This window comes from Nonomuraea sp. NPDC049504 (assembly GCF_040676845.1).
In the GTDB taxonomy this organism is placed as follows: Bacteria; Actinomycetota; Actinomycetes; order Streptosporangiales; family Streptosporangiaceae; genus Nonomuraea; species Nonomuraea salmonea.
Window position 1 is genome coordinate 17,370 of sequence record NZ_JBFAPT010000054.1, and the last position, 20,196, is coordinate 37,565.

The 20,196-nt window shown below is 71.2% G+C and carries 24 protein-coding genes; 8 read left to right on the forward strand and 16 right to left on the reverse strand.

Annotated elements, in window-relative coordinates; genetic code table 11:
• Nucleotides 1-132 precede the first annotated feature (132 nt).
• Together AB0K28_RS49730 and AB0K28_RS49735 are read left to right on the forward strand one after the other, a co-directional pair.
• Nucleotides 133-684 (forward strand): TetR/AcrR family transcriptional regulator, encoded by a 552-nt coding sequence (locus AB0K28_RS49730; RefSeq protein ID WP_364385140.1) that lies wholly within the window; start codon nucleotides 133-135, stop codon nucleotides 682-684.
• On the forward strand, nucleotides 668-1,069 hold the full coding sequence (locus AB0K28_RS49735) for a DUF5360 family protein (protein ID WP_345405246.1): 402 nt from the start codon (nucleotides 668-670) through the stop codon (nucleotides 1,067-1,069). Before AB0K28_RS49730 ends, AB0K28_RS49735 begins: the two co-directional genes overlap by 17 nt.
• A gap of 49 nt (nucleotides 1,070-1,118) precedes the next feature.
• Here AB0K28_RS49735 and AB0K28_RS49740 read toward each other — a convergent pair whose 3' ends face one another.
• Nucleotides 1,119-1,334 carry a hypothetical protein gene (locus AB0K28_RS49740; RefSeq protein ID WP_364385143.1) on the reverse strand — a complete coding sequence of 72 codons (216 nt, stop codon included), beginning with the start codon at nucleotides 1,332-1,334 and terminating at the stop codon, nucleotides 1,119-1,121.
• A gap of 351 nt (nucleotides 1,335-1,685) precedes the next feature.
• Here AB0K28_RS49740 and AB0K28_RS49745 point away from each other — a divergent pair, with 351 nt between their 5' ends.
• On the forward strand, nucleotides 1,686-3,953 hold the full coding sequence (locus AB0K28_RS49745; protein ID WP_364385146.1) for an ATP-binding protein: 2,268 nt from the start codon (nucleotides 1,686-1,688) through the stop codon (nucleotides 3,951-3,953).
• A gap of 3 nt (nucleotides 3,954-3,956) precedes the next feature.
• Here AB0K28_RS49745 and AB0K28_RS49750 read toward each other — a convergent pair whose 3' ends face one another.
• The 4 genes from AB0K28_RS49750 to AB0K28_RS49765 form a co-directional block, all read right to left on the reverse strand.
• Nucleotides 3,957-4,622, reverse strand: coding sequence for an MOSC domain-containing protein (locus AB0K28_RS49750; protein ID WP_364385149.1), 666 nt, complete (start codon nucleotides 4,620-4,622; stop codon nucleotides 3,957-3,959).
• 222 nt (nucleotides 4,623-4,844) lie between these two features.
• On the reverse strand, nucleotides 4,845-5,408 hold the full coding sequence (locus AB0K28_RS49755; RefSeq protein WP_345405231.1) for a GyrI-like domain-containing protein: 564 nt from the start codon (nucleotides 5,406-5,408) through the stop codon (nucleotides 4,845-4,847).
• Complete coding sequence (locus AB0K28_RS49760) at nucleotides 5,405-5,854, reverse strand: MerR family DNA-binding transcriptional regulator (protein ID WP_364385153.1); 450 nt, start codon at nucleotides 5,852-5,854, stop codon at nucleotides 5,405-5,407. The genes AB0K28_RS49755 and AB0K28_RS49760 overlap by 4 nt, the downstream gene beginning before the upstream one ends.
• A gap of 178 nt (nucleotides 5,855-6,032) precedes the next feature.
• On the reverse strand, nucleotides 6,033-6,584 hold the full coding sequence (locus AB0K28_RS49765) for a DinB family protein (RefSeq protein WP_355424676.1): 552 nt from the start codon (nucleotides 6,582-6,584) through the stop codon (nucleotides 6,033-6,035).
• A 726-nt stretch (nucleotides 6,585-7,310) separates the two neighbouring features.
• Between AB0K28_RS49765 and AB0K28_RS49770 the strand changes: the two genes are divergently transcribed.
• Complete coding sequence (locus AB0K28_RS49770; protein ID WP_364385156.1) at nucleotides 7,311-7,718, forward strand: ACT domain-containing protein; 408 nt, start codon at nucleotides 7,311-7,313, stop codon at nucleotides 7,716-7,718.
• Between the two features lie 243 nt (nucleotides 7,719-7,961).
• Here the strand turns inward: AB0K28_RS49770 and AB0K28_RS49775 are convergent, their stop codons facing one another.
• The 7 genes from AB0K28_RS49775 to AB0K28_RS49805 form a co-directional block, all read right to left on the reverse strand.
• A complete protein-coding gene (locus AB0K28_RS49775; protein ID WP_364385159.1) occupies nucleotides 7,962-8,696 on the reverse strand; it encodes a GPP34 family phosphoprotein in 735 nt (244 codons plus the stop codon).
• Entirely contained in the window at nucleotides 8,693-8,845 is a 153-nt protein-coding gene (locus AB0K28_RS49780; protein ID WP_364385162.1) for a hypothetical protein, read from the reverse strand. Before AB0K28_RS49780 ends, AB0K28_RS49775 begins: the two co-directional genes overlap by 4 nt.
• 257 nt (nucleotides 8,846-9,102) lie before the next feature.
• The gene (locus tag AB0K28_RS49785) at nucleotides 9,103-9,822 is read right to left on the reverse strand and encodes an ABC transporter permease (RefSeq protein ID WP_364385165.1); all 720 of its coding nucleotides are present in this window, start codon (nucleotides 9,820-9,822) and stop codon (nucleotides 9,103-9,105) included.
• Nucleotides 9,823-9,869: 47 nt separating this feature from the next.
• Nucleotides 9,870-10,760, reverse strand: a complete 891-nt coding sequence (locus AB0K28_RS49790) for an ABC transporter ATP-binding protein (protein ID WP_364385168.1) — start codon at nucleotides 10,758-10,760, stop codon at nucleotides 9,870-9,872.
• 119 nt (nucleotides 10,761-10,879) lie between these two features.
• Nucleotides 10,880-11,482, reverse strand: a complete 603-nt coding sequence (locus AB0K28_RS49795; protein WP_364385171.1) for a response regulator transcription factor — start codon at nucleotides 11,480-11,482, stop codon at nucleotides 10,880-10,882.
• Entirely contained in the window at nucleotides 11,479-12,609 is a 1,131-nt protein-coding gene (locus AB0K28_RS49800; protein WP_355424696.1) for a histidine kinase, read from the reverse strand. Before AB0K28_RS49800 ends, AB0K28_RS49795 begins: the two co-directional genes overlap by 4 nt.
• 341 nt (nucleotides 12,610-12,950) lie before the next feature.
• Entirely contained in the window at nucleotides 12,951-13,949 is a 999-nt protein-coding gene (locus AB0K28_RS49805) for an SDR family NAD(P)-dependent oxidoreductase (protein ID WP_364385174.1), read from the reverse strand.
• Between the two features lie 77 nt (nucleotides 13,950-14,026).
• Here AB0K28_RS49805 and AB0K28_RS49810 point away from each other — a divergent pair, with 77 nt between their 5' ends.
• A complete protein-coding gene (locus AB0K28_RS49810) occupies nucleotides 14,027-14,629 on the forward strand; it encodes a helix-turn-helix domain-containing protein (protein WP_364385177.1) in 603 nt (200 codons plus the stop codon).
• Nucleotides 14,630-14,907: 278 nt separating this feature from the next.
• Nucleotides 14,908-15,915, forward strand: a complete 1,008-nt coding sequence (locus AB0K28_RS49815; protein WP_364385180.1) for an alpha/beta hydrolase — start codon at nucleotides 14,908-14,910, stop codon at nucleotides 15,913-15,915.
• A 2-nt stretch (nucleotides 15,916-15,917) separates the two neighbouring features.
• Here the strand turns inward: AB0K28_RS49815 and AB0K28_RS49820 are convergent, their stop codons facing one another.
• From AB0K28_RS49820 to AB0K28_RS49835, 4 genes are all read right to left on the reverse strand, one after another.
• The gene (locus AB0K28_RS49820; RefSeq protein ID WP_364385183.1) at nucleotides 15,918-16,091 is read right to left on the reverse strand and encodes a hypothetical protein; all 174 of its coding nucleotides are present in this window, start codon (nucleotides 16,089-16,091) and stop codon (nucleotides 15,918-15,920) included.
• Nucleotides 16,092-16,106: 15 nt separating this feature from the next.
• The gene (locus tag AB0K28_RS49825) at nucleotides 16,107-16,811 is read right to left on the reverse strand and encodes a YoaK family protein (RefSeq protein ID WP_345405198.1); all 705 of its coding nucleotides are present in this window, start codon (nucleotides 16,809-16,811) and stop codon (nucleotides 16,107-16,109) included.
• A gap of 82 nt (nucleotides 16,812-16,893) precedes the next feature.
• Nucleotides 16,894-17,238: a hypothetical protein gene (locus AB0K28_RS49830; protein ID WP_364385186.1), complete on the reverse strand. Its 345-nt coding sequence runs from the start codon at nucleotides 17,236-17,238 to the stop codon at nucleotides 16,894-16,896.
• A gap of 42 nt (nucleotides 17,239-17,280) precedes the next feature.
• The gene (locus AB0K28_RS49835) at nucleotides 17,281-18,078 is read right to left on the reverse strand and encodes a TetR family transcriptional regulator (protein WP_364385189.1); all 798 of its coding nucleotides are present in this window, start codon (nucleotides 18,076-18,078) and stop codon (nucleotides 17,281-17,283) included.
• Between the two features lie 78 nt (nucleotides 18,079-18,156).
• On the opposite strand from AB0K28_RS49835, the gene AB0K28_RS49840 reads away from it, so the two are divergent.
• Nucleotides 18,157-19,047, forward strand: a complete 891-nt coding sequence (locus AB0K28_RS49840; protein WP_364385192.1) for an alpha/beta fold hydrolase — start codon at nucleotides 18,157-18,159, stop codon at nucleotides 19,045-19,047.
• A gap of 5 nt (nucleotides 19,048-19,052) precedes the next feature.
• Nucleotides 19,053-20,196: AAA family ATPase (locus tag AB0K28_RS49845; RefSeq protein WP_364385195.1), on the forward strand; the 1,144-nt coding region annotated here is incomplete at its 3' end.

The window sequence follows — 20,196 nt, forward strand, 5'->3', positions numbered from 1 at the left end:
TGCCGGCCGGCATCGGCCGCCTTCCGGGTTAAGCAGACTCTGCCCATCATCCTCAGTCTGTGACGCCGTCATGGGATCACCTCTGTCGACGGCATGCTGAAACTGTACCGGCTGACCGGTATAGTTTCGGGCATGCCACGACCGAGCTCGAAGGACCGCCTCCTCGACGCCGCCGCCGACGTGCTGCTGTCGCAGGGGGCCGAGTCGCTCACCCTCGAAGCCGTCGCCACGCGGGCCGGGGTCTCCAAGGGCGGGCTGTTCTACCACTTCCCCACCAAACAGGCCCTGGTCGCCGCCATGGCCGACCGGTTGACCAGAGCGTTCGATGAGGCGCTCGCGCAGGCGGGCACCCGTCCGGGCGACTTCCTGCGCGCCTACGTCGAGGCCACCATCCCCGAACGACACACCACCGCCACCGCGCCCGCCGACCGTGTCACCGCGGCGCTGCTCGCCGTGCTGTTCGTGGACCCGGCGCAGTTGCAGCCGTTGCGTGAGCGGTTCGCCGCCTGGCAGGCCAGGCTCGTCGACGACGGCGTCGACCCGGCGGCGGCGACCGCCGTACGGCTGGCCGTGGACGGGTGGTGGGCCGCCAGGCTGCTCGGCCTCGGCTCGCCAGGACCTGACCTGCACGAGAAGACCCGCCGCTACCTGATGGAGGCCATCGACCGTGCTGCGCACGACTAAGGGCTTGATGCTCGCCACCGACGTCGGCTTCGTGGTCTATTTCGCCGTCACCGGCCTCGGGCTCATCCCACTGCAATGGGCGTTCGCCGACTACACCAACCCGCTGATGGTGGACTGGAACTGGTCCTTCCTCTGGATCGACCTGCTGGCCGGCGCGACCGGCCTGACCAGCCTGTGGCTCCTGCGCCGCGACCAGGCGAGCGGCCCGTCGCTGATGCTGGTCTCGCTGGTGCTGACCATGGCTTCGGGGCTCATGGCGATCGCGTTCTGGACGCTGCGGGGCGACTTCTCCCTCGCCTGGTGGATCCCGAACCTCTACCTCCTGCTCTTCCCCATCCCCGGGATCATCTCGCTGACGAGGCGACCCATGACGAGCGACGCCTGACTCGTACCGGCAAAACACCGAACGGTGGATCGTGGAGCGCCAGGGCCGCTCATGATGCGGGAAGACGCTTCACAACGGGAGGCCTCATGACGACACCCGCCTCCGGGATGGCCGCACCGACCTTCTCGCGTCCGACATCGACCAGGTCCGGCGGCTCGTCCGCGGCCTCACCCGCGACCGCCGCCTGGCCGGCGCCCCCGCCGTCGATCTGACCGGCGCCCGCCGCAGGTGCCTGATCGGCGGCACGGCGATCTTCCTGTGCCACGACGGGCGCTTTCGATACGGATCTCCTCCGCTGCTCACGCCTGGGCGCTCTCGCCGTGACCGCGGGGACCATGCACAAGCCCGCCTTGAGGCCGGTGGCCAGGAACTTCTGGGAGATCGCGGTGGGTGTCACGGCACTCGAACGCCGCGCCACGGACGCGGCATCGAACTGCGCATCGTCGAACTCGATGGCGTTGCCATCGCGGCCGCCGCCCAGCAGGCAGTCTCATACTGGCCGGAATCCCAACAGAGCAGCTAGAAGCCCTGCACGCCGCACTGTCGCGCGGCTGATGCGCCGGGGTCATGTCGGTGGCGGCGACGCTCCCCACCCACGGCTGACAGGTTAGGCTGCGTGGCGACATTACGGGGGTGGGGGTTGGCGGAGGGGCTGCTCGAAGGGTACGGGCGCAAGTACGCCTCCGCGGTGCGCCTGGCGACGCTGGTGCCCATCTGTCTCATCGCGCCGTTCAGGGCGGCGCCCGGGCAGCTGATGAGCACTCTGGTCGTGGTGGTCGCCGCGGCGGGGTGGACGTGCTGGTTCGCGTGGTGGTTGCGGAACGGGCGGGGCAGCGCGCTGGTCGCCCTCGACGTCGCCGTCATGAACGGGCTGTTCTGCACCGTCTTCTGGACCGGCGCCGTGGACTCGCTGAACACGGGATGGCTGCGGCTGCTGGTCGACTTCGCCGTCGTGACGTACCAGTGGTACACCCCGCTGAGGGTGGGCGCGCCGGCCGCGGTCGGCGCCGTCGCCGGGCCGGTGGCGATCCTGCTGGCGGCGGGGGCGTGGGAGGTGGACTCCAGTCTGGCCACGGGGATCCTGCTGGCGCTGCCGGGTGCCACGGTCGGCAGGGTGGCGTGGATCTTCATGAACCGTACGGCCAGACGGGCCGAGGCGCTGGCGCGGGAGGCGCTGCGGGCGCGCGGCGAGGCGCTGCTGGCGGCCGGCGTACGCGCGGAGGAGCGCGAGCAGGTCAACTCGCTGCACGACACGGCGGCGACGACGTTGCTGATGGTGGGGCTCGGCCAGGTACGCTCCGGCGCCGGCTGGCTGGCCCCGCAGGCGCGGCGCGACCTGGCCCGGTTACGCGAGGCCGCCGGCCGGACCCCCGAGGAGGCCGACCTGGTGGAGCTGCTGCGCGCCGTGCCGGCCCTGACGCATCTCGCGGTGGACTTCGACGCTCCCGATCGGCTCCGCCTGCCGTACGAGGCCGCCAGGGCGATCAGCGACGCGGCGGGCGAGGCCCTCGCCAACGTACGCCGCCACTCAGGCACCGGCCGCGCGACCGTCCGGCTCAGCGGCGACGCGCGGGCGCTGCGGCTGGACGTCGCCGACGACGGGCGGGGGTTCGACCCGGACGGGGTGCCCGGCACGCGGCGCGGCCTGCGCGAGTCCGTCCACGCGAGGATGGAGCGCGCGGGCGGCACGGCCACGATCACCTCAGCCCCTGGTCAGGGGACGCGGGTCCGGCTCGAGTGGCGCAGCGCCGACCGGAGCGGCGCCGCGCAGGACGACCCCGTCGAGGCGTCGGCGCAGGCGCGGCTGGGGCGCGGACTGCGGATCACGACGCTGTTCGTCGCCCTGGCGGCCGTGTTCGGGATCGCGCTGCCCACCGTCATCCGCTACCTGCCCACCTATGAAGCGCCGGCGGCGCAGCTCGGCGCCTTCGCGATGATCGGGGTCGTGCTGCTCGCCGAGGCCGTGCTGATCGTGCGGGGACGGTCGTGGGGCCGGTGGCGGGGCCCGGTGATCGCGGTCGTGCTCGCGGTTTCCCTGGTGTCGTACGTCTCCCTGCCCGACGGGCGCACCTCGACCGGCGAGGACTGGATGTTCGCCGCCGCCACCTGGCCGGGACTCATCGTCGTGCTCGACCGCCCGCTGCGCTCGGCCCTGACGTTCATGGCGGCCCACGAACTGGTCGCGCTGTTCCACCTGGTGGTGCTCGAAGGGTCCACGTTCTTGACGCTGGCCCGTTTCGCGACCGGGTCCGTCACGGTGATCGGCTACCCGTTGTTCCTGGCCGTCCTGGCGACCGTGCTGCGTGACCTCGGCGCGGCGGCGGTGGCCGCGCGCAGGGAGATCGAGCAGGTACGCGTCGCGGACGCGGTCGCCGGTGAGTCGCATCGCCGCAGGCAGCAGCGCTTCGCGGAGCTGTCGGGCAGCACCGTACCGCTGCTGGAAGGACTCGCCGACGGCTCGCTCGACCCGCAGGACCCGCAGGTGCAGCGGCGCAGCGCCATCGAGGCGGCCCGCATGCGCCGCCTGTTCGCCGAGGCCGACGAGTCCGCCGACCCGCTCCTGCACGAGCTGCGCCACTGCATCGACGTGGCCGACCGCAAGGGCGTCGTGGTGGAGCTGGACACCCGCGGACAGTGGCCCACCCCTCCGGTGCCGGTCAGGAGAGACCTCACCGAAGCCGTCCTCGTCGGCCTCGCCACCGCCGCCACGCGTGCCCGCGTCACCGTTCTCGGCACCCCCGCCCTCGTCTCGGTCAGCGTGGTCGCCGACTGCGGCGCCGTCGACGTGCCGCCACCCGCCGCGCCCGGTGTCCAGGTCGAGACGTTGACCAGCGGCGACACCGCCTGGATGGAGGCCCAATGGCAACCGGCGGCGTCGCCTTGACGGTCACTCCTCCGGCGTCTGGGCGTTGACGCGCCGGAGGGCACGTCGCCGCTCCCCCTGCGGCAGCGCGTCGGCGGCCAGCAGCCGGGGCAGCAGGTGAGGTTCGGAGGTCATCGCCCGGAAGACGAGCTCGACGGTCACCTCATGGCCGGGGCGGTGGACGACCTCGACCAGGTCACCGGCGCTGATCTCGCCGGGCTCGATCACGCGCAGGTACGCGCCCGGCCGGGCGGCCTTCGTGAACCGCTTGACCCAGCCCTCCTGCTCCAGCCAGCCCTGGAAGGTGGAGCACGGGATGCGCGCGCAGGACACCTCCAGGACGACGTCCCGGCCGATCCGCCAGCGCTCGCCGATCAGGGCGCCGTTGACGTCAAGGCCCAGGGTGGTGAGGTTCTCCCCGAAGACGCCGTTGGGGAGCGTCCGCGCCAGCTCGGCCTCCCAGGTGTCGAGATCCTCGCGAGCGTACGCGTAGACGGCCTGGTCGACGCCACCGTGATGCTTCACGTCATGGACCCGGTCACCGGCGAGGCCGACCGCGCCGGTGCCCTTGGGGCCGGGAGCGGTGACGGCGACCGGGCCGTCGACCGGCCGCTTGTCGATGCCCGTCAGCCTCAGCCCCTTCCACGGGTTCGGACGGGGGTGGCCGATGTTGACCGAGAGCAGCTTCATGACAACGACGCTACGTGGCGTCGCCCGATGCGGGCCACGCGTTTTCCTCCGAGGTGCGGACGGCTCGTTGCAGGACGGCCCGGAGAGCCGATGATCCCGCGGATGCGGGCGGTGCAGGCGTCGGGCGACACATGGAACCGACCGGCGAACGTGAACGGGGTACTGCCGGGCCGTCTGCCCGCCTGACCGGGCAGACGGCCGCAGCCGTCTTCGGGCGGGCGGTCAGGCCGCGCGGACCGGGTGGCGAAGGATCGTGCGCATCCGTGCCGGGTCGGTCTCCTGGACGTCGGACAGGTAGATCTCGTGGTGCAAGCCGTTCATGACCAGCCCGGAGCGCTCCATGAACTCCTCCATCAGGGCCAGCGTTCTGGGTTCGTCCGCGTATGCGCCGCGGTGCAACGCCTGCACACACCGTCCCTCGGTGAAGGTGACGAGCTGGACGCGGGCGGCGGCGGGATCGTCGGCAGCCTGCCTGGCCTGGTCGAACCACTCATCAGCTACCGAGTCCGGCAGCCGCAGGAAGACGTGCCACCACCACTGTGCGCGCGGCACGTCAAGCGGCGGTCGTTCGTCCTCCACCCACCAGCGGCCCTCCAGCGGCGGCATCTTGAAGGGCGCGCCGCCCGCGGCGGCGATGCCCAGCAGAGGTCCGGCAACGCTGTACAGCGCCTGGATGCTCGTGATGTGCACCGTCCCGCCCGGCTCGCCCTGCCCGGTCACCGATAGGCCGCGTACCGGGCCGAATTCGACGAGTTCTGGGGAATCAGCAGCGGAATACCAGTTCATTCAGGGTCCTCCAGTTCGATCATCAGATGGGTCACCAGCTGCTCCGCCGGCGTGGTTGTCGGGTCGGAGACGTACACCTCGCGTAGCGGTCCGAGCGGCGTGTGCCCGTGATCGCCCAGCCACGCGAACAGAGCGTGTCCGGTGAGCGCGACCTGGTCATGGGGGGCCGATGTGGGTTGCCGAGGCGTACACGCCGCCCGGCAGGAGGTCGGGCCCGTCCCTGGCCTCGGCGGCCACTGCCACCTCGGCCCGCTGCGACAGGTCGAGGGGGACAGCCCGATCAGCAGCGCCTCGCGAGCCTGCCCCTGCCGGTAATGGCGGTAGCCGCTGTCCGGGTCGACGTGCGCCGGCACCAACAGCCCCAGCTCGTCGTAGTGCCTCAACCGCTTGACGCTGAGCCGACACAACCGAGCGAACCGCCCGATCGGCAGATATCCGTCGTTCACCCGACCAGCATGGACACTCCCGCAGGGGGAGAGTCCAGCCGCCCGTGCCTGCAGTCTGTTACGACTCGACCGGCGCCCCTCATGTGCCGGTCGCTCCAAGTCGAGGACGTCTCGAGGAAGGTCGAGGAGCCTGGCCGCCGACGCGCCGGCCGACGCCCTCTACACTCCGTTCACGCCGTCAGCGGCCGGTGTCCCGCCACTGGTAGAGGTCGCGCAGCAGGGCGATCTCGGCGCCGTGGTGGATCACTTCCTTGTTGACGTGCTGGACGATGATCTCCATGGGGTTCCGCTCGGGGCCGACCGCGGGCGGGTTCGCCAGGTCGGCGTCCGAGAGCTTGCGGACCCCCGCGTTCCATCTCCCGTACATCTCGTCGAGCTGCTTGAGCGCCTCCTCAGCGCGTCCCGCGTACGGAAACGTCTGGACGTCGATGTCCTCGCCGCCGAAGTGCCATCCGACCCGATAGCCCAGGCACGAGACGATGACGTGCGCCATCCGCCAGGCGATCGTGGTCACCGGCGCCGGCACCGGATCGGGGGACGCGTAGTCCATCGTCCACTCCCCCGCCCCCGCCGGCATCGGCGCGACCGACCTCCCCTGGGGCCGGATGCTCCAGCAGCCGCGTACCGGCTCCCAGAAGTACTCCTCATCGGTGAGACCGTCGAGGCGCGGCCGCAGGTTCTTGCGCCAGTGCCAATCCAGCTGCTCCGCGAGCCGCTCACTTCTCGTCATCCGCGCACCCTATCGGCCTCCGGAGACAGCCTCGAAAGAGTCCTGCTTGCACTCCGCCCGGAGACGCCAAGCGTTTGGGCGCCAGCCCGCCCATCCGGTCAAGGTCGAAGAGCATGCGCCAGTGCCCCGTCCGTCCGCCCTCAGCGTCCAGGTGTGCGCAGACTTGCGCCGTGACCTGTACGTCCGGCATCGCCCGATGGCGACGCCGAGGCGGCTCGATCCGCAGACACCTGATGAGGTCATCGAGCCGGTGCGACGGCAGTTCCGGGAAGAGCGCGCGGGCCGGCCGTACGATGTCGAGCAGCGGGACACCCGCCAGGACCGGACAGTGCGGCCGCTGGTGCGGGCACCGCCGCCCCGACCTCCTCGGCCTGGCCCGGCGGGCCGCTTCAGCCGTACCTGCCGACCTGCCGCGCGCCGAGCCAGGCGAGGTAGGAGGCGTTCTTGGGATAGGTGACCGGGCTGCCGTCGTGGGGCCTGAACGGATGCCCCAAGCCCTTCAGGCATCGGTCGAGCAAGCCCCAGTGTGGCGAGGACAGCGGCAAACGGTAAGAACGTCCGCGCCGACGACTGAAAGACCATGAACGAATCCTCCGGCGTCACAGCGTGAGACGGCACCGCCCGCACACTCGGCGCAGGGCCTCCAGCGCTGTGGCCGGAAACGCTCGCCGGGTGCCACCGCCACATGAACAGGCGGGGCGCCGGATCTCTGGTAAACACGCGTCCATGAGCTCGTTCACGACCCAGCACCTGCGAATCGTCTCTCCAGAGTTCGCCATCGAGCAGCTGCCACATACGGCGTCGCCCGAGGACGACTGGATCGTGCTCGTACGCGCGCCCGAAGGGCTGACCGTCGTCCGTGCGGTCCGGCCTCTGGAGTCGGGGGAACGATGGATCGGTTTCTACAGCGGTGCGTCAGCCCACGATCTGGACGTTCCCGGGATGCTGGTAGCGATCATCAAGCCGCTGGCAGAGGCGGAGATCCCGGTGTTCGTCGCCTCGACGTCCGACGCCGACCTGGTCCTGGTTCCACTTGAGAGAAAAGAGCAGGCCGTCACCGCCCTGGAGGAAGCCGGGCACCAGGTGCACAGGGGGGACGGCGAGGCCGGCGAACCTTTCCGGTCACCGCACTAGTGTCACCCGCCTGAGATTCGTCGGCGATAAGCGGGGATCCCCTCAGCGGCGAGAAGACCACGTTCACTGCGATCTCACCTTCCTTCGGCCGACGTCGCCGCCCGTTCCCGTTCGAGACGGTTCGCCGTGTCCGGCCATCCCGCACTGCATGCCCGCGACGGTCCGGCCGGCGGCCGGGCTCGTTGCACCGTATCCCGCCCGTGAGGACGCGGTGATCCGGAACCCGCGCTATGCCACGGGACGCTAGCTGTTGCCGGCCGCAGTCGCGGCGGCCGACGCGCTCAGGGCAGCAGTGATGACGGCGATCGTCGCCCGGGTGACGGCCGCTCCTGCGGCGGCCGCGGCCCAGTTGCCGTTCTCGATCTCCTTCGCGCGGTGGATGACCGACGACGTCCACGGGATCTCGGGAACGAACTGATGCAGGTTGGCGCTCGCCGAGAGCAGCGCCGTGATCGCAGCGGTCCTGGCGTCGGGCTCGGTCCCGTCGACGAGCGTGGCGCGCACGCGGGCGAGCAGTTCCGAACGCCGTGCGCTCCCGAGATCGAGGACCTCCGACGGGATGAAACCGAGCACCTTCTTTCGCCTGCGTCGCAGATGCCCGTCGTCGACGAGCTTCCCGAGCACCTTGCCGCGCAGTTCCGGACCGATCGCCGCGATCACCGTCTGCACACCGCGCGGCTTCATGGCGAGGTAGTCCCACGCCGGGCGGAGGATGTCGTCGTGCGGGGCGTCGCCGCGTGCGGCGACGCGGCGGACGAGCCGGCCCGGCTCCTGCACCTCGGTGAGACCGCGGAGCGTGAGGTCCGCGACGACAGCACCGCCCAGCACGTAGTACAGGACGTTCTCCCCCGCGATCGCGCCGGAGGACGGCTGATAGAGCAGCAGCAGCACGTCCTCGACGAGCAGCGGCTCGTCGATCGATCGCACGAGCGGCACGTCGTCCGCCCGATCGACCGGTACCTGGTCCTCGTCGCTCATCGTTGCCTCTCAGCGGGAATGGTCGGGTCGGTGAACCGGGGGACGCCGGTGGTGTGCTCGGCGTTCTCGTCGAGCGGCGTCCACGACTCGTACGTGGGCTCCTCCCGGGGCAGGGGCCTGCCTGCGGCGACCGGCGAGTACGGCGACATCCGGTGTCTCCTTCCCTTCACCGTTGCCGCCGCTCCGGGACGCGATCGTGCCCGCCGCCGGAGCGGCTACTGCTCCGGCAGCCGCGACCCCCGCTGTCAGCCGCCTGAGTCTCCGGGGTCGCCCGGTCTTCGCCTCGGCGAAATCGTCACTGGGCATGAGTGGTCTCCTCATCGGTCCGCGGGTCGCTGCTCGGGTCGGGCGATGGCCAGACGCCGGCCGGATCACGTCACGGTCACCGGCCCTGGTGCCATGCCGTTCAGCGGCGGGGTTCCCAGCGGAAGTAGCGGGTGGCCAGGGTGACGGCGATGGCGACCCAGGCGAGGGTGGGGGCGAGCAGGACGAGGGAGTCGCTGAGCGCGGCGCCACCGTTCCAGGCGTTCAGGACGAGTTCGGTGGCCGCACCGCCGGGCAGCAGGCGTTTGAGCGTGGCCAGGTCCTCGGTGCCGGTGATGCCGACCCAGCTTGCCACCGCGATCACGCCGAGGGTGACGGGCAGGATGGTGACCTGAGCGTGCTCGGGCGAGTTGGTCACACCGGCGGTGGCCAGGCCGAGGCCGATCATCATCGCCACCGTGACCAGCACGGCCACCGCCAGCAGCACGGCATTGTCCGGGCCTCCGGCGACCGCACCGAGCACGGTCATGATCCCCGCGACCTGGATCAGCGCGATCACGGTGACCGGCAACACCAGCCCGACCAGGATCTGCGCGTCGGCGGCGGCGGTGGAGCGCAGTCGCTTGAGGAACAGGTTCTGTCGTCGCGAGGCCAGCGTGGTCACCACCGTGGAGTAGAGGCCGAACGCGCACACGGTGAACATCACGATCCCCGCGATGTAGCCGAGGGAGCCGAGTTGTGCGAACGCCTCGTGCCGGTGGACGAAGAACGCACAGACCACGATCGGGATCACGAAGCTGGTGATCAGTACCGACCGGTTCCGGAAAATCTGGATCAGCTCACTGCGAGCGATCGAAAGCATGCCTACGGCGCTACCTCTCTGGGGAAAGCGGGCCGGCGAGAAAGCCGTCAGTGGTTGTTGATCGCGCGGAAGACGTCATCGAGCCGGGTCGGCCCGGCTGCGAGCTCCCGCAGCTCTATCGCGTTGTCCTGTGCCCATCGCAGCAGGACGAACAGGTCTTTCTGCAGCTGGTGGGTCTCGATCAGGAACGTGCCACCGCTGTCGCGGCGGCCGGGCAGCGGCAGCGGCAGCGCGGCCGACGTCCCCGGCAGCTCGAACTGGATCACTGCGGGCAGCGTCCGCGTCAGCTCCGCCACGGTGCCCTCCCGGTGGAAGGTCCCCCGGTGCATCAACCCGATCCGGTCCGCGCGCTGCTGCGCCTCCTCCAGATAATGCGTGGTGAGCACGATCGTGGAGCCGTCCTCACGCAGCTTGTCCACCGCGTCCCACAGCGCATCCCGCGACTGGATGTCCAGCCCGGTCGTCGGCTCGTCCAGGAACACCAGCTCCGGTGTCCCCCACACCGCCGTCGCGAAGTCCAGCCGCCGCTTCTCCCCGCCCGAGAGCTGCGACACCTTCGTGCGCGCCTTCCTTGTCAGGTCCACCATGCTCAGCACGCGCTCCAGCCGGTCCTGCCGCTGGGACAGCACGCCGATCAGCTCGATCGACTCCCGCACCGTCAGATCCGGGCTGAAGCCGCTCTCCTGCAGCATGATGCCCATCCTCGGGCGCACCGCCGCCCGATTCCGCGGGCTCTGGCCCAGCACCCGCACGGTCCCCGACGTCGGCGCCCGATGCCCTTCGATCGTCTCCAGCGTCGAGGTCTTACCCGCGCCGTTCGTCCCCAGCAACGCGTAGAACTCGCCCCGCCGCACCTGGAAGGACAGATCCCGCACCGCGTGGAAGTCCCCGTACGTCAGGTTCAACCGCTCAACATCGATCACTGCCGTGGAAGTCATACCTGACATCTCAGTGCCACCGCCCCGAGAACGGCAGTGCGACCACGTCACTGATCTGCGATGACATTCCGTCGGATGAACACATGACACCACGTCACTGGTGCCGGACGTCCGGGCTGTTACAGCCAGTCGTGTTCGCGGGCGTACCGGGCGGCTTCGTGCCGGGTGCGGGTCTGGGTTTTCTGCATGGCGTTGGAGAGGTAATTGCGTACGGTGCCTTCCGCGAGGTGGAGCTGGGCGGCGATGTCGGCGACCGCGTATCCGTCGCGGGTCGCGCGCAGCACGTCGAGCTCGCGGTCGGTGAGAGGGCAGTCGTCGACGAGGGCCAGTGCGGAGACGTCCGGGTCGATCCAGCGCCTTCCTTCGTGCAGGGTGGCGATGACCTTGGCGATGTGCGCCGGTTCGGCCGACTTGCTGACGAAGCCCTGGACGCCGAGTTTGAGTGCCTTGCGGAGCACTCCGGGTTTGGCGTGGCGGGTGAGCATGAGGATGACCTGGTCCGGACGGGTGCGGCGGATCTCGGCGACAGCGCCGAGACCGTCCATGCCGGGCATCTCCAGGTCGATGACGAGCACGTCGGGCCGGTGCCGCAAGGTGGCGTCGACGGCGGTCTCGCCGCTCACGGCCTCGGCGAGCACGGTGATCTCGCCCTCGAGCGGCAGCAGCGCGGCCATCGCCTTGCGCAGCAGGGCTTCGTCGTCGGCGAGTACGACTGTGGTCATCGGTTCTCCTGTGCTTCGGGACGTCGGTGAGGCAGAGTCGCGGCGGTCAGGAACCGTCCATCGTCCTGCTCGACCGTCAGTTGACCGCCTTCGCCGGCGAGGCGTTGCCGCAGGGCGGCCAGCCCCCGGAGTTCGGGCAGTGGTGCGCGCTGGGCACCGTCGTTGACGATGGTGATGCTCGCCGCCGACAGGGTGATCCGCACTCGCGTCGCCTGGGCGTGGCGGAGGATGTTGGTGGTCGTCTCGCGGAGGACCTGGCCGAGCAGTTCGCTCGCGTCCTGGTCGACGTCGGCCTCGCGGTTGACGCGCACCCTGATGCCGGCGGCCTCGAAGAGGTTCCGCGCGTTCTCCAGCTCGGCGGACAGGTTGAGCCGTCGTTGCGCGTAGGCGAGTTCCTTGGTCTGGGTGATGGTTTCGCTGACGAGGGCGTGGATCTCGCGCAGTTCCTGCTTGACTCGTTCGGTGTCGGCGTCGGTGCCGCCGTCCACCAGCTTCTGTGCGAGCGCGGTCTTCAACTTCACCACGTGCAGCGTGTGGCCCTGGATGTCGTGCAGGTCACCGGCGAACCGGACGCGTTCGCGGATGACGGCCAGCTCCGCCTCCCGTTCGCGCGCCTCCTCCAACTCGTCGACGACGTCGTAGAACCCCTTGTTGGGGAACATCAGCCCGACCACCACCACGGTGAAACCGACGGGGATGAGGACGAACTGGAACAGCACACCGGGAACGTCCTCAGGCGACACCAGCAGCCGTGCCGCGCCCACCGCGCCGACGTAGACCGCGAGTGTCGCGGCCGCCGCCAGCCGGTACCGAGGCAACTGGGGGATGACGTAGGAGCCCACGGAGGAGACACAGAAGAACGCCGCCGGACTGCCGACCACCAGCACCGCGAAGGGCCACACGACCGCGGTGACGACCAGGCAGGGGAGCGCGACGCGCAGCACCTCACCCGCCGCCCACCGCGTGAAGCAGACCATGGTCGCCACCACACCGGCACCGAGGACGACGGCCTCCCACCAGGACCGGGCGTAGACCGCCACCGAGATCACCCCGGCCACGGCGAGCATCGGCAGGAACATGGTGAGGTTGAGCTTGCGGAGCTGTCCCTGCGCAGGCTCGGTGTCCATGGGTGGCTCTCCAGGATCGAACGGCAGGGGTCTCAGCATTGTTCGGCTTTGGCGGTGGGCACCAGTGACACCGCGTCACTTCTTCCCCCCGGGCAACGTCCTGCGAACTGATGACGTGGGTCGCACGGGCGATCGTCCGCTCAGGTCGCTGAGGTCGAGAGTACGACACCAGCGAACCGCGTCGACCGGACGGACGTGGTGCCGGTGTCTTCGTCGCCGGCGTGAGCGGCGCAGCCGCGCACAGGACGCCTCCTTCAGCGTCCGTTCGCGGCTGAGGGCGGTGGCGGCCTTCCTGGCCTCGGAACGGGGCAGCGTCGTCGTCGGTCACCGCCCGCGCCGCGTCATGCGGAAGCCGGGGCGGGCTCGCCTCCCTGGTCCAGCAGGGCGTTGATCATCTCTTGGAGCCGGGCGCGTCCCACCGTGCCGAGCGCGCCGGTCAGGGCTTGGGCGAGCTTGTCGTACGGGTCGTCCATCGGCAGTTCCCTCACCTGTTCGGCCAGTTCCGCCACGCTCCACAGCCCGTCCTTGTGGAGGTGATCGCCGAGGGACCAGCCGCGGTTGACCGCCACCGTTCCGCCCCGGATCGACAGCACCTGGCCGGTGAGCGGGCAGGCGGAACTGGCCAGGTAGGCGGCCACGGGCGCGCTGGCGGCGGGGTCCAGGGGGTCGTACCCGGCCGCCGGCGGTTCCTGGCTCATGCCGGGGACGGTGACGGTGAGCCTCGTACGGGCCATCGACGGCGAGACGCAGTTGACGCGCACGCCGTACCGGCCGAGTTCGAGGGCCGCCACGGTGGTCAGCGCCGCGACTCCGGCGTTGCCCGCCGCGTAGGAGACCTGTGCGGGCAGCGGGTTGAGCAGGCCGGAGCCGGAGGAGGTGTTGACGACGGCGCGGTCGGCGCGGACTCCCGCCTGGAACCGCTCGCGCCAGTGACGGGCCGCCCAGCGGGTCACCGCGAAGGTGCCCTTCAGTTTGACGGCCAGGACGTCGTCGAAGTCCTGCTCCGACAGGTCGGTCAGGCCCATGTTCCGTTCGATGGTCGCGTTGTTGACCACCACGTGCAGGTCGCCGAAGGAGTCCAATGCCGTCTCCACCATGCGGCGGGCGCCGTCCCAGTCGGCGACGCTGTCGGTGCTGGCCACCGCCTGCCCGCCGCCGGCGGTGATCTCCTCGACGACCTTCGCCGCCACCCCGGCATCGCCTCCTGAGCCGTCGATGGCCACGCCGGGGTCGTTCACGACGACCTTGGCGCCCTCGGCGGCGAAGAACAGCGCCTCCTCCCGCCCGATGCCGCGCCCTGCTCCGGTGATGAGGACGACTCGTCCGTCCAAGCTTCCCATGCCGGCCACCTTTCGATGCAGTCTGTGTAGTGATTCACAGTATGCATCAATGCAGACAATGCAATAAGCTGCTTCTCATGGTGGAGAAACCCGGCCTGCGCGAGCTCAAGAAGCAGCGCACGCGGCAGGCTCTGATCGAGGCGGCGCTGCGCCTGTTCGAGGACAAGGGCTACGAGAACGTGACCGTGGCCGAGATCGCGGACGCCGCGGAGGTCTCCCCCCGCACCTTCTTCCTCCACTTCCAGGCCAAGGAGGACGTCCTCCTGGCCAACACCGACGTCCGCGTCGACCTGGCGCTGCGAGCGATCGCCGAGCGCCGTCCCGGGGAAGGGCTGCCCGAGGTGCTGGTACGGGCGATGGACCAGATGATCGCCGACACGTCGGACAACGACCTGCCCAGCGGCCTGGCGGCGCTCAGGTCGCGGCTGGCGGCCTCGGTTCCGGCGCTGCAGGCCCGGCTGCTCCAGCGCTACCTCACCGCCCAAGCCGAACTGGCCCTGGCACTGCAGCGGGCATTCCCCGACAAGCTCGACACGATCACCGCCTCCGCCCTGGTCGGCGCGATGGTGGGCGCGGTCAGCGCGTCCGCCTCCGCCGCGCTGCGGCGCGGCGACGAACCCGCCGAGGTGCGGAACGCCATGCGCGAGGCCATGGCCCTGGTGGCCCGGTCCGTCCGGTGATCGGTGACCACCTGCCGAACTCCAGCCTGCCTCGCCGCCGCCGCACTGACGGCGACGTCGTTCCCCGCCGTCGCCGCCACCCCGCACCGAGGGCTCTCGTGGGGAGCCTGTCCGGCCGCGCCCCAGCAGGAGTGCGCCACGCTTCAGGTGCCTCTGGACTATCGCGATCCGGCCGCCGGCCGGATCTCGCTCGCCGTCTCGCGCATTCCCGCCGCCGATCCGGTACGGCGCCGCGCTACAGGCCGTACCCCGGCCCCGACGGCGACATCACCGCCAATGTGTCCCGCGCCCGCAGGATCGCCGACGCCTGCGCCCGCAACGGCGGCCCGCTGCTCCCCCACCTCACCACCCACCTCACCACCCGCGACGCCGCCAGAGACCTCGACCGGATCCGCCGCGCGCTGGGCGAGGACAAGATCTCCGCCTGGGGCGTCTCGTACGGCACCTACGTCGGCACCGTCTACGCCACCATGTTCCCGCACCGTACGGACCGGATCGTGCTGGACAGCAACAACGACCCCGACCCCCGCCGGGTGGCACGGGGGTGGGCGGCGAACTACGCGGTGGGCGTGGAGGACCGCTTCCCCGACTTCGCCGCCTGGGCCGCCGCCCGCCACCCCGAGTACGGCCTGGGCGCCGACGCGGCGGCCGTACGCGAGGCGTTCCTGCGGCTCGCGGCCGATCTGGACCGGCACCCGATCCCGTGGCCGGGCGCCCTTCCCCCCGAGCTCGCCGGCAAAGAACTGCGCGACATCATGCTCGGCGCCCTGTACTCGGACGCGAACTTCGCCCGCCTGGCCGGGCTGATGCGCGCCGCCCGCGCCGGCGGGCCGCTGCCCGCCCCGCCCCGGCTCGACGAGGCGGCGATCCAGCACACCGGCGCCGTGGCGGGCGCCACCATCTGCAACGACGTGGCGTGGCCGCGCTCGATCGAGCGCCACCGCCGGGACGTACGCGCCAACCGCGCCGCCCACCCGCTGACCGCGGGCATGCCCGTCAACATCGGCCCCTGCTCCTTCTGGCACCAGCCGGCCGAGCCTCCGACGCGGGTCACCTCGAAGGGCCCGTCGAACATCCTGCTCATCCAGAACCTGCGCGACCCCGCGACCCCGTACAGCGGCGCGCTGAAGCTCCTGCGCGCGTTCGGCGATCGAGCGAGAATGGTCACCGTCGACTCCGGCGGCCACGGCGTCTACCTCGCCAACGGCAACGCCTGCGGCGACCGCGCGGTCACCGCGTTCCTCGCCGGCGGCGCCGCCGAGAACCTCACCTGTCCCGCGGAGTGACGTCAGGACGTCATGTGCTCTCGCGCCCACTCCTCAAAGCCGGTGAGCGGGATGCCGAGCTTTCTCGCGAACTCGGGACGTCCGGGCTGCTCGGCCAGGTTGTACAGCTCGTGCCCTGCCCCCATGGGCGGCATCCCGGCGGCGATGACCTCCTCCATGGACAGGTCAGATCGCAATACCGATCGTTCTCCTCAGCGCGGCTGTGGGCGGGGCCTGAGGTCGCGGGCCACGTACGCGATGAGGACGAGCAGGATGAGGTCGGCCGCCAGCGGGGCGGACATGCCGGACATCATGTAGAGCCCAGCGCCCAGGAGGGCGCCGGTGAACATGGCGGCGATGGCGCACGCCCGGCGCCGCCACGCGTGCTCGGGCGCCTGCGAGACCAGCCGGGTGACGATGCTCGTGACGACCGTGATGTTGACCAGGTCGGGCACCGCCAAGCGGAGCGCGACCGCGTTCTGCATGCCCATGCCGTAGCTGAGCAGCACGATGAGCGCCACCGTCGGGGCCGTGCCCTGCTCGTCGGTCAGCAGCACCACGGCGAGCGCCGCCGCCACCAGGACCGCGTGCGCGACCGTGAGGTGGAACAGCCGGCGGCGCGGTTCCTCGATCTTCTTGGCCACGCGGCCCTCGCTCCACGCCCCCGCGGCGAAGGCGGCCAGGGCCAGCAGGTGCGCCCACAGCTGGTGCCGGGGCTGGCCGAGGACCGAGAAGCCGGCGAAGACCACGTTGCCGGTCATGTTCGCGACGAAGACGTGGTTCAGGCCGAGGAAGGTGACGGCGTCGACGAGCCCGGACGCGACCATCAGCATGACGAGCAGCGCCGGCAAGGGGCCGTGCTCGTTCGTGCCGTGGGGAAACAGCGCATCGGAGAACCAGTGCGCCGGCCTGTTCACGGACGACCTCCCAGACGATTCCCCCGGTGTCCCTCGGTGCCGAGTACACGTACCCGGACGGGCGGGCAATCATCCTGCGAGGTCAGGCGGCGTGTCCGCTATCGGACAGCGAATCTGCCTCCCGGCGGCGGGAGATCTCGGCTCCAGGACGGAGCAGCAGTTCGCCCGTCAACGATGTGGCGCCGGGGATGCGGCGGCCGTACTCCCCGGCGTACGCGGCCGGGAGCCACTGGTCGTCCTCGCCCCAGATCACCAGCGTTCTGGCGCGGAGCCGTCCGAGGCCCGCGTCGGTCGGCCGGTAGTCCTGGGTCCGTACGAGGCGGATGAACGCCTCCGGCCGCTCGGGCCGTGACATCCGGTGCCAGGTCTCGTCCACGACCTCGGCCATGACGCGGTCCTGGCGGGCGAAGGCACGTCGGCGCGCCATCCGCGCGAGCAGAATTCGTCTCAGTATCAAAATAAAATCTCATTACGTCGGCGACGAGGTTTTGAGACAGCGGTAGACCGTCGCCCGGGACACGCCGAACCGGGCGGCGAGCTCCTCGGCGCCCAGGCCCTCGGCGTACAGGGCACGCGCCTGGGCCACCTGCTCCGCGCCGAGCGCGGCGGGTCGGCCGCCGCCACGGCCCCGCGCCCGCACCGCCTTCGCCTTCTCATCCGCCTTCTCATCCGCCTCCGCATCCGCCTCCGCATCCGCCTCCGCATCCGCCTCGGACGCCGCCTCGGACGCCGCCTCGGACGTGGGCGCGCCCAGGAGCGCCCTGGCGCCGTCGAGGATCATGCGGCGCAGCCGCTCGGGCGGCTCGTCCCGGAACAGCAGCACGGGATCGGCCAGCCCCGCGACCACCTGGCAGGCCCGCACCCGCTCCTCCAGCCCGCGCGACGGCCCGGCCACCAGCTCGTTGGCCAGCGCGATCGCGGCGCGGAACCGGTCGGCGATCGGCGCCTGCACGAGCAGCGTCATGTCCTTGACCAGCATGGTGAGCGTGTGGCGGTGACGCAGGTGCACATCGACATAGCTCTCGATCGCCCGCCACCGCACCTCCTCGGGGGTGCCGCACGACTCGGCCGCGGCCAGCGCCGCCTCCAGCTCGTCCAGCAGCGGCACCGTGATCCGGCGGAGGATCTCCTCCTTGGAGTCGAAGTGGTAGTAGAGGGCGGCCTTGGTGATGCCGACCTCGTCGGCGATGGCCTGCATGGAGGTCGCCCGGTAGCCGCGGGCGGCGAACAGGATCCGCGCCGCCTCCAGAATCCGCTCGGAAGTCAAGGAACCTCACTTACCAACGGTCAGTCCTTTCGCTAATGTACTTACCGGAAGTCAGTCTATGACCCCGGGGAGATCCGCATGCGATCCAAGGTGTCCTTCACCGCTGACGGCGTTCGCTGCGCCGGTCACCTCTACCTGCCGGCCGGCTCGGACCCGGCGCCGTGCGTGGTGCTCTGCCACGGCTTCAGCGGGACGATGGACCGGCTCTACGACTACGGCGAGCGCTTCGCCGCGGCGGGGTTCGCGGCGCTGGTCTTCGACTACCGCGGCTTCGGCGAGAGCGACGGCGAGCCCCGCCAGGTGCCCGACATCCCCGGCCAGCTCGCCGACGTCCGCGCCGCCGTGGCGTTCGCCAGGAGGCACGAGCGGGTCGATCCGGGCAAGGTGCTGCTGTGGGGCAACTCGCTGGGCGGCGCCCACGTGATCACCGTGGCCGCGGGCGATCCGGGCATCGCGGCCGTGGTGGCGCAGATCCCGTTCAACGGGTTCCCGAAGAAGGTCGAGGGACGCTCGGCCGGCCAGACGCTGCGCACGCTGGGCGCGATCTTCTGGGACGCGCTGCGCGGCGGGCTGGGCCTGAGCCCGTACTACATCCCGATGGTCGGGCGGCCGGGCGAGCTGGCCGTGACCGCGACGCCCGAGGCCGACCAGCACATCCTTACGCTGACCGGCGGCGAGCACGGGACCTCGTGGCGCAACAGCGTCGCCCCCAGGGGGCTGCTGCGGATGATGCGCTACCGCCCCGCCGCGTCCGCGGCCCGCCTGACCTGCCCCCTGCTGGTCTGCGCCGCCGCCGAGGATCGCGAGTCCCCACTGGAGAAGACCCGCGAGCTCGCGGAGCGCGCCCCTGACGGCGAGCTGCGCGTCTACCCGGGCACCCACTTCACCTTCTACACCGACCCGGCCTTCCGCGGCGAGGTGGTCGCCGACCAGATCGCCTTCTACCGCCGAGCCTGCGCACTGGTGTGACAAACGTGAGCAGCAGTGTGGCGACAGGCGCGATAGGCGACAGGTTGTACGGCCGGGCGGCCGAGCAGACCGTGATCGACCAGTTGCTGCTCGACACCTCGGACAACCGCGCCGGCGCGCTGGTCGTGCGCGGTGAGGCGGGCATCGGCAAGTCGGCCCTGCTCGACTACGCCGAGGCGCACGCCAACGCGCAGATCCTGCGGGTGACCGGCGTGGAGTCGGAGGCGGAGCTGCCGTTCGCCGCGCTGCACCTGCTGCTGCGCCCGGCGCTCGACCGGGTCAGCGCGCTGCCGCCGCAGCAGGCCGACGCCCTGCTCAGCGCGCTCGGCCTGGGCGGCGACACCCGGGGCGACCGCTACCTCGTCGGGCTGGCCACGCTGGGCCTGCTGGTGGAGCTGTCGGCGCAGGGGCCGCTGGTCTGCCTGGTCGACGACGCTCAATGGCTGGACGGCGAGTCGGCCGACGCGCTGCTGTTCGCCACCCGCCGCCTGCACTCCGAGCCCGTCGCCGTGGTGTTCGCCGCCAGGACCGGCGCCCCGCTCGCCGGCGGTGGGCTGCCCGAGCTGCACCTGGGCGGCCTCGACCCCGGCGCCGCCCACCGGCTGCTCGCCGAGCACGCGGGCGCGCTGCCGCCGACCTTGCGCGACCAGGTGATGGCCGAGGCCCAAGGCAACCCGCTCGCCCTCCTCCAGCTGCCGCGTATGCTCAGCCCGGGAGCGACGGGCCCGCTGCCGTTCAACCTGGGCGGCGCGGCGCCGGTGACGCACCGGGTGCTCGCCGGTTTCCGTGACCGCGCCGCCGCGCTGCCGGAAAGCACCCGTACCTGCCTGCTGGTGGCCGCGCTCGACGACCGGGGCGAGCTGGGCGTGCTCGCCCACGCGCTGAGCCTGCTCGGCGCCTCGCTCGACGACGCCGCCCCGGCCGAGTGGGCGGGCCTGATCCGGGTCGCTCCCGAGGGCGTCGCCTTCCACCACCCGCTGGTGCGGGCGGCGGTGCTGCTGGCCACCGACATCGCCGCGCGCATGGCCGCGCACCGCGCCCTGGCCGAGGCGGTCGACGACGACCGGCGGGCCTGGCATCTCGCCGCCGTCACGCTGCGCGCCGAGCGGCGTGGCGGCCAGGCGGCGGTGTCGGCGGCCAACGCGCGGG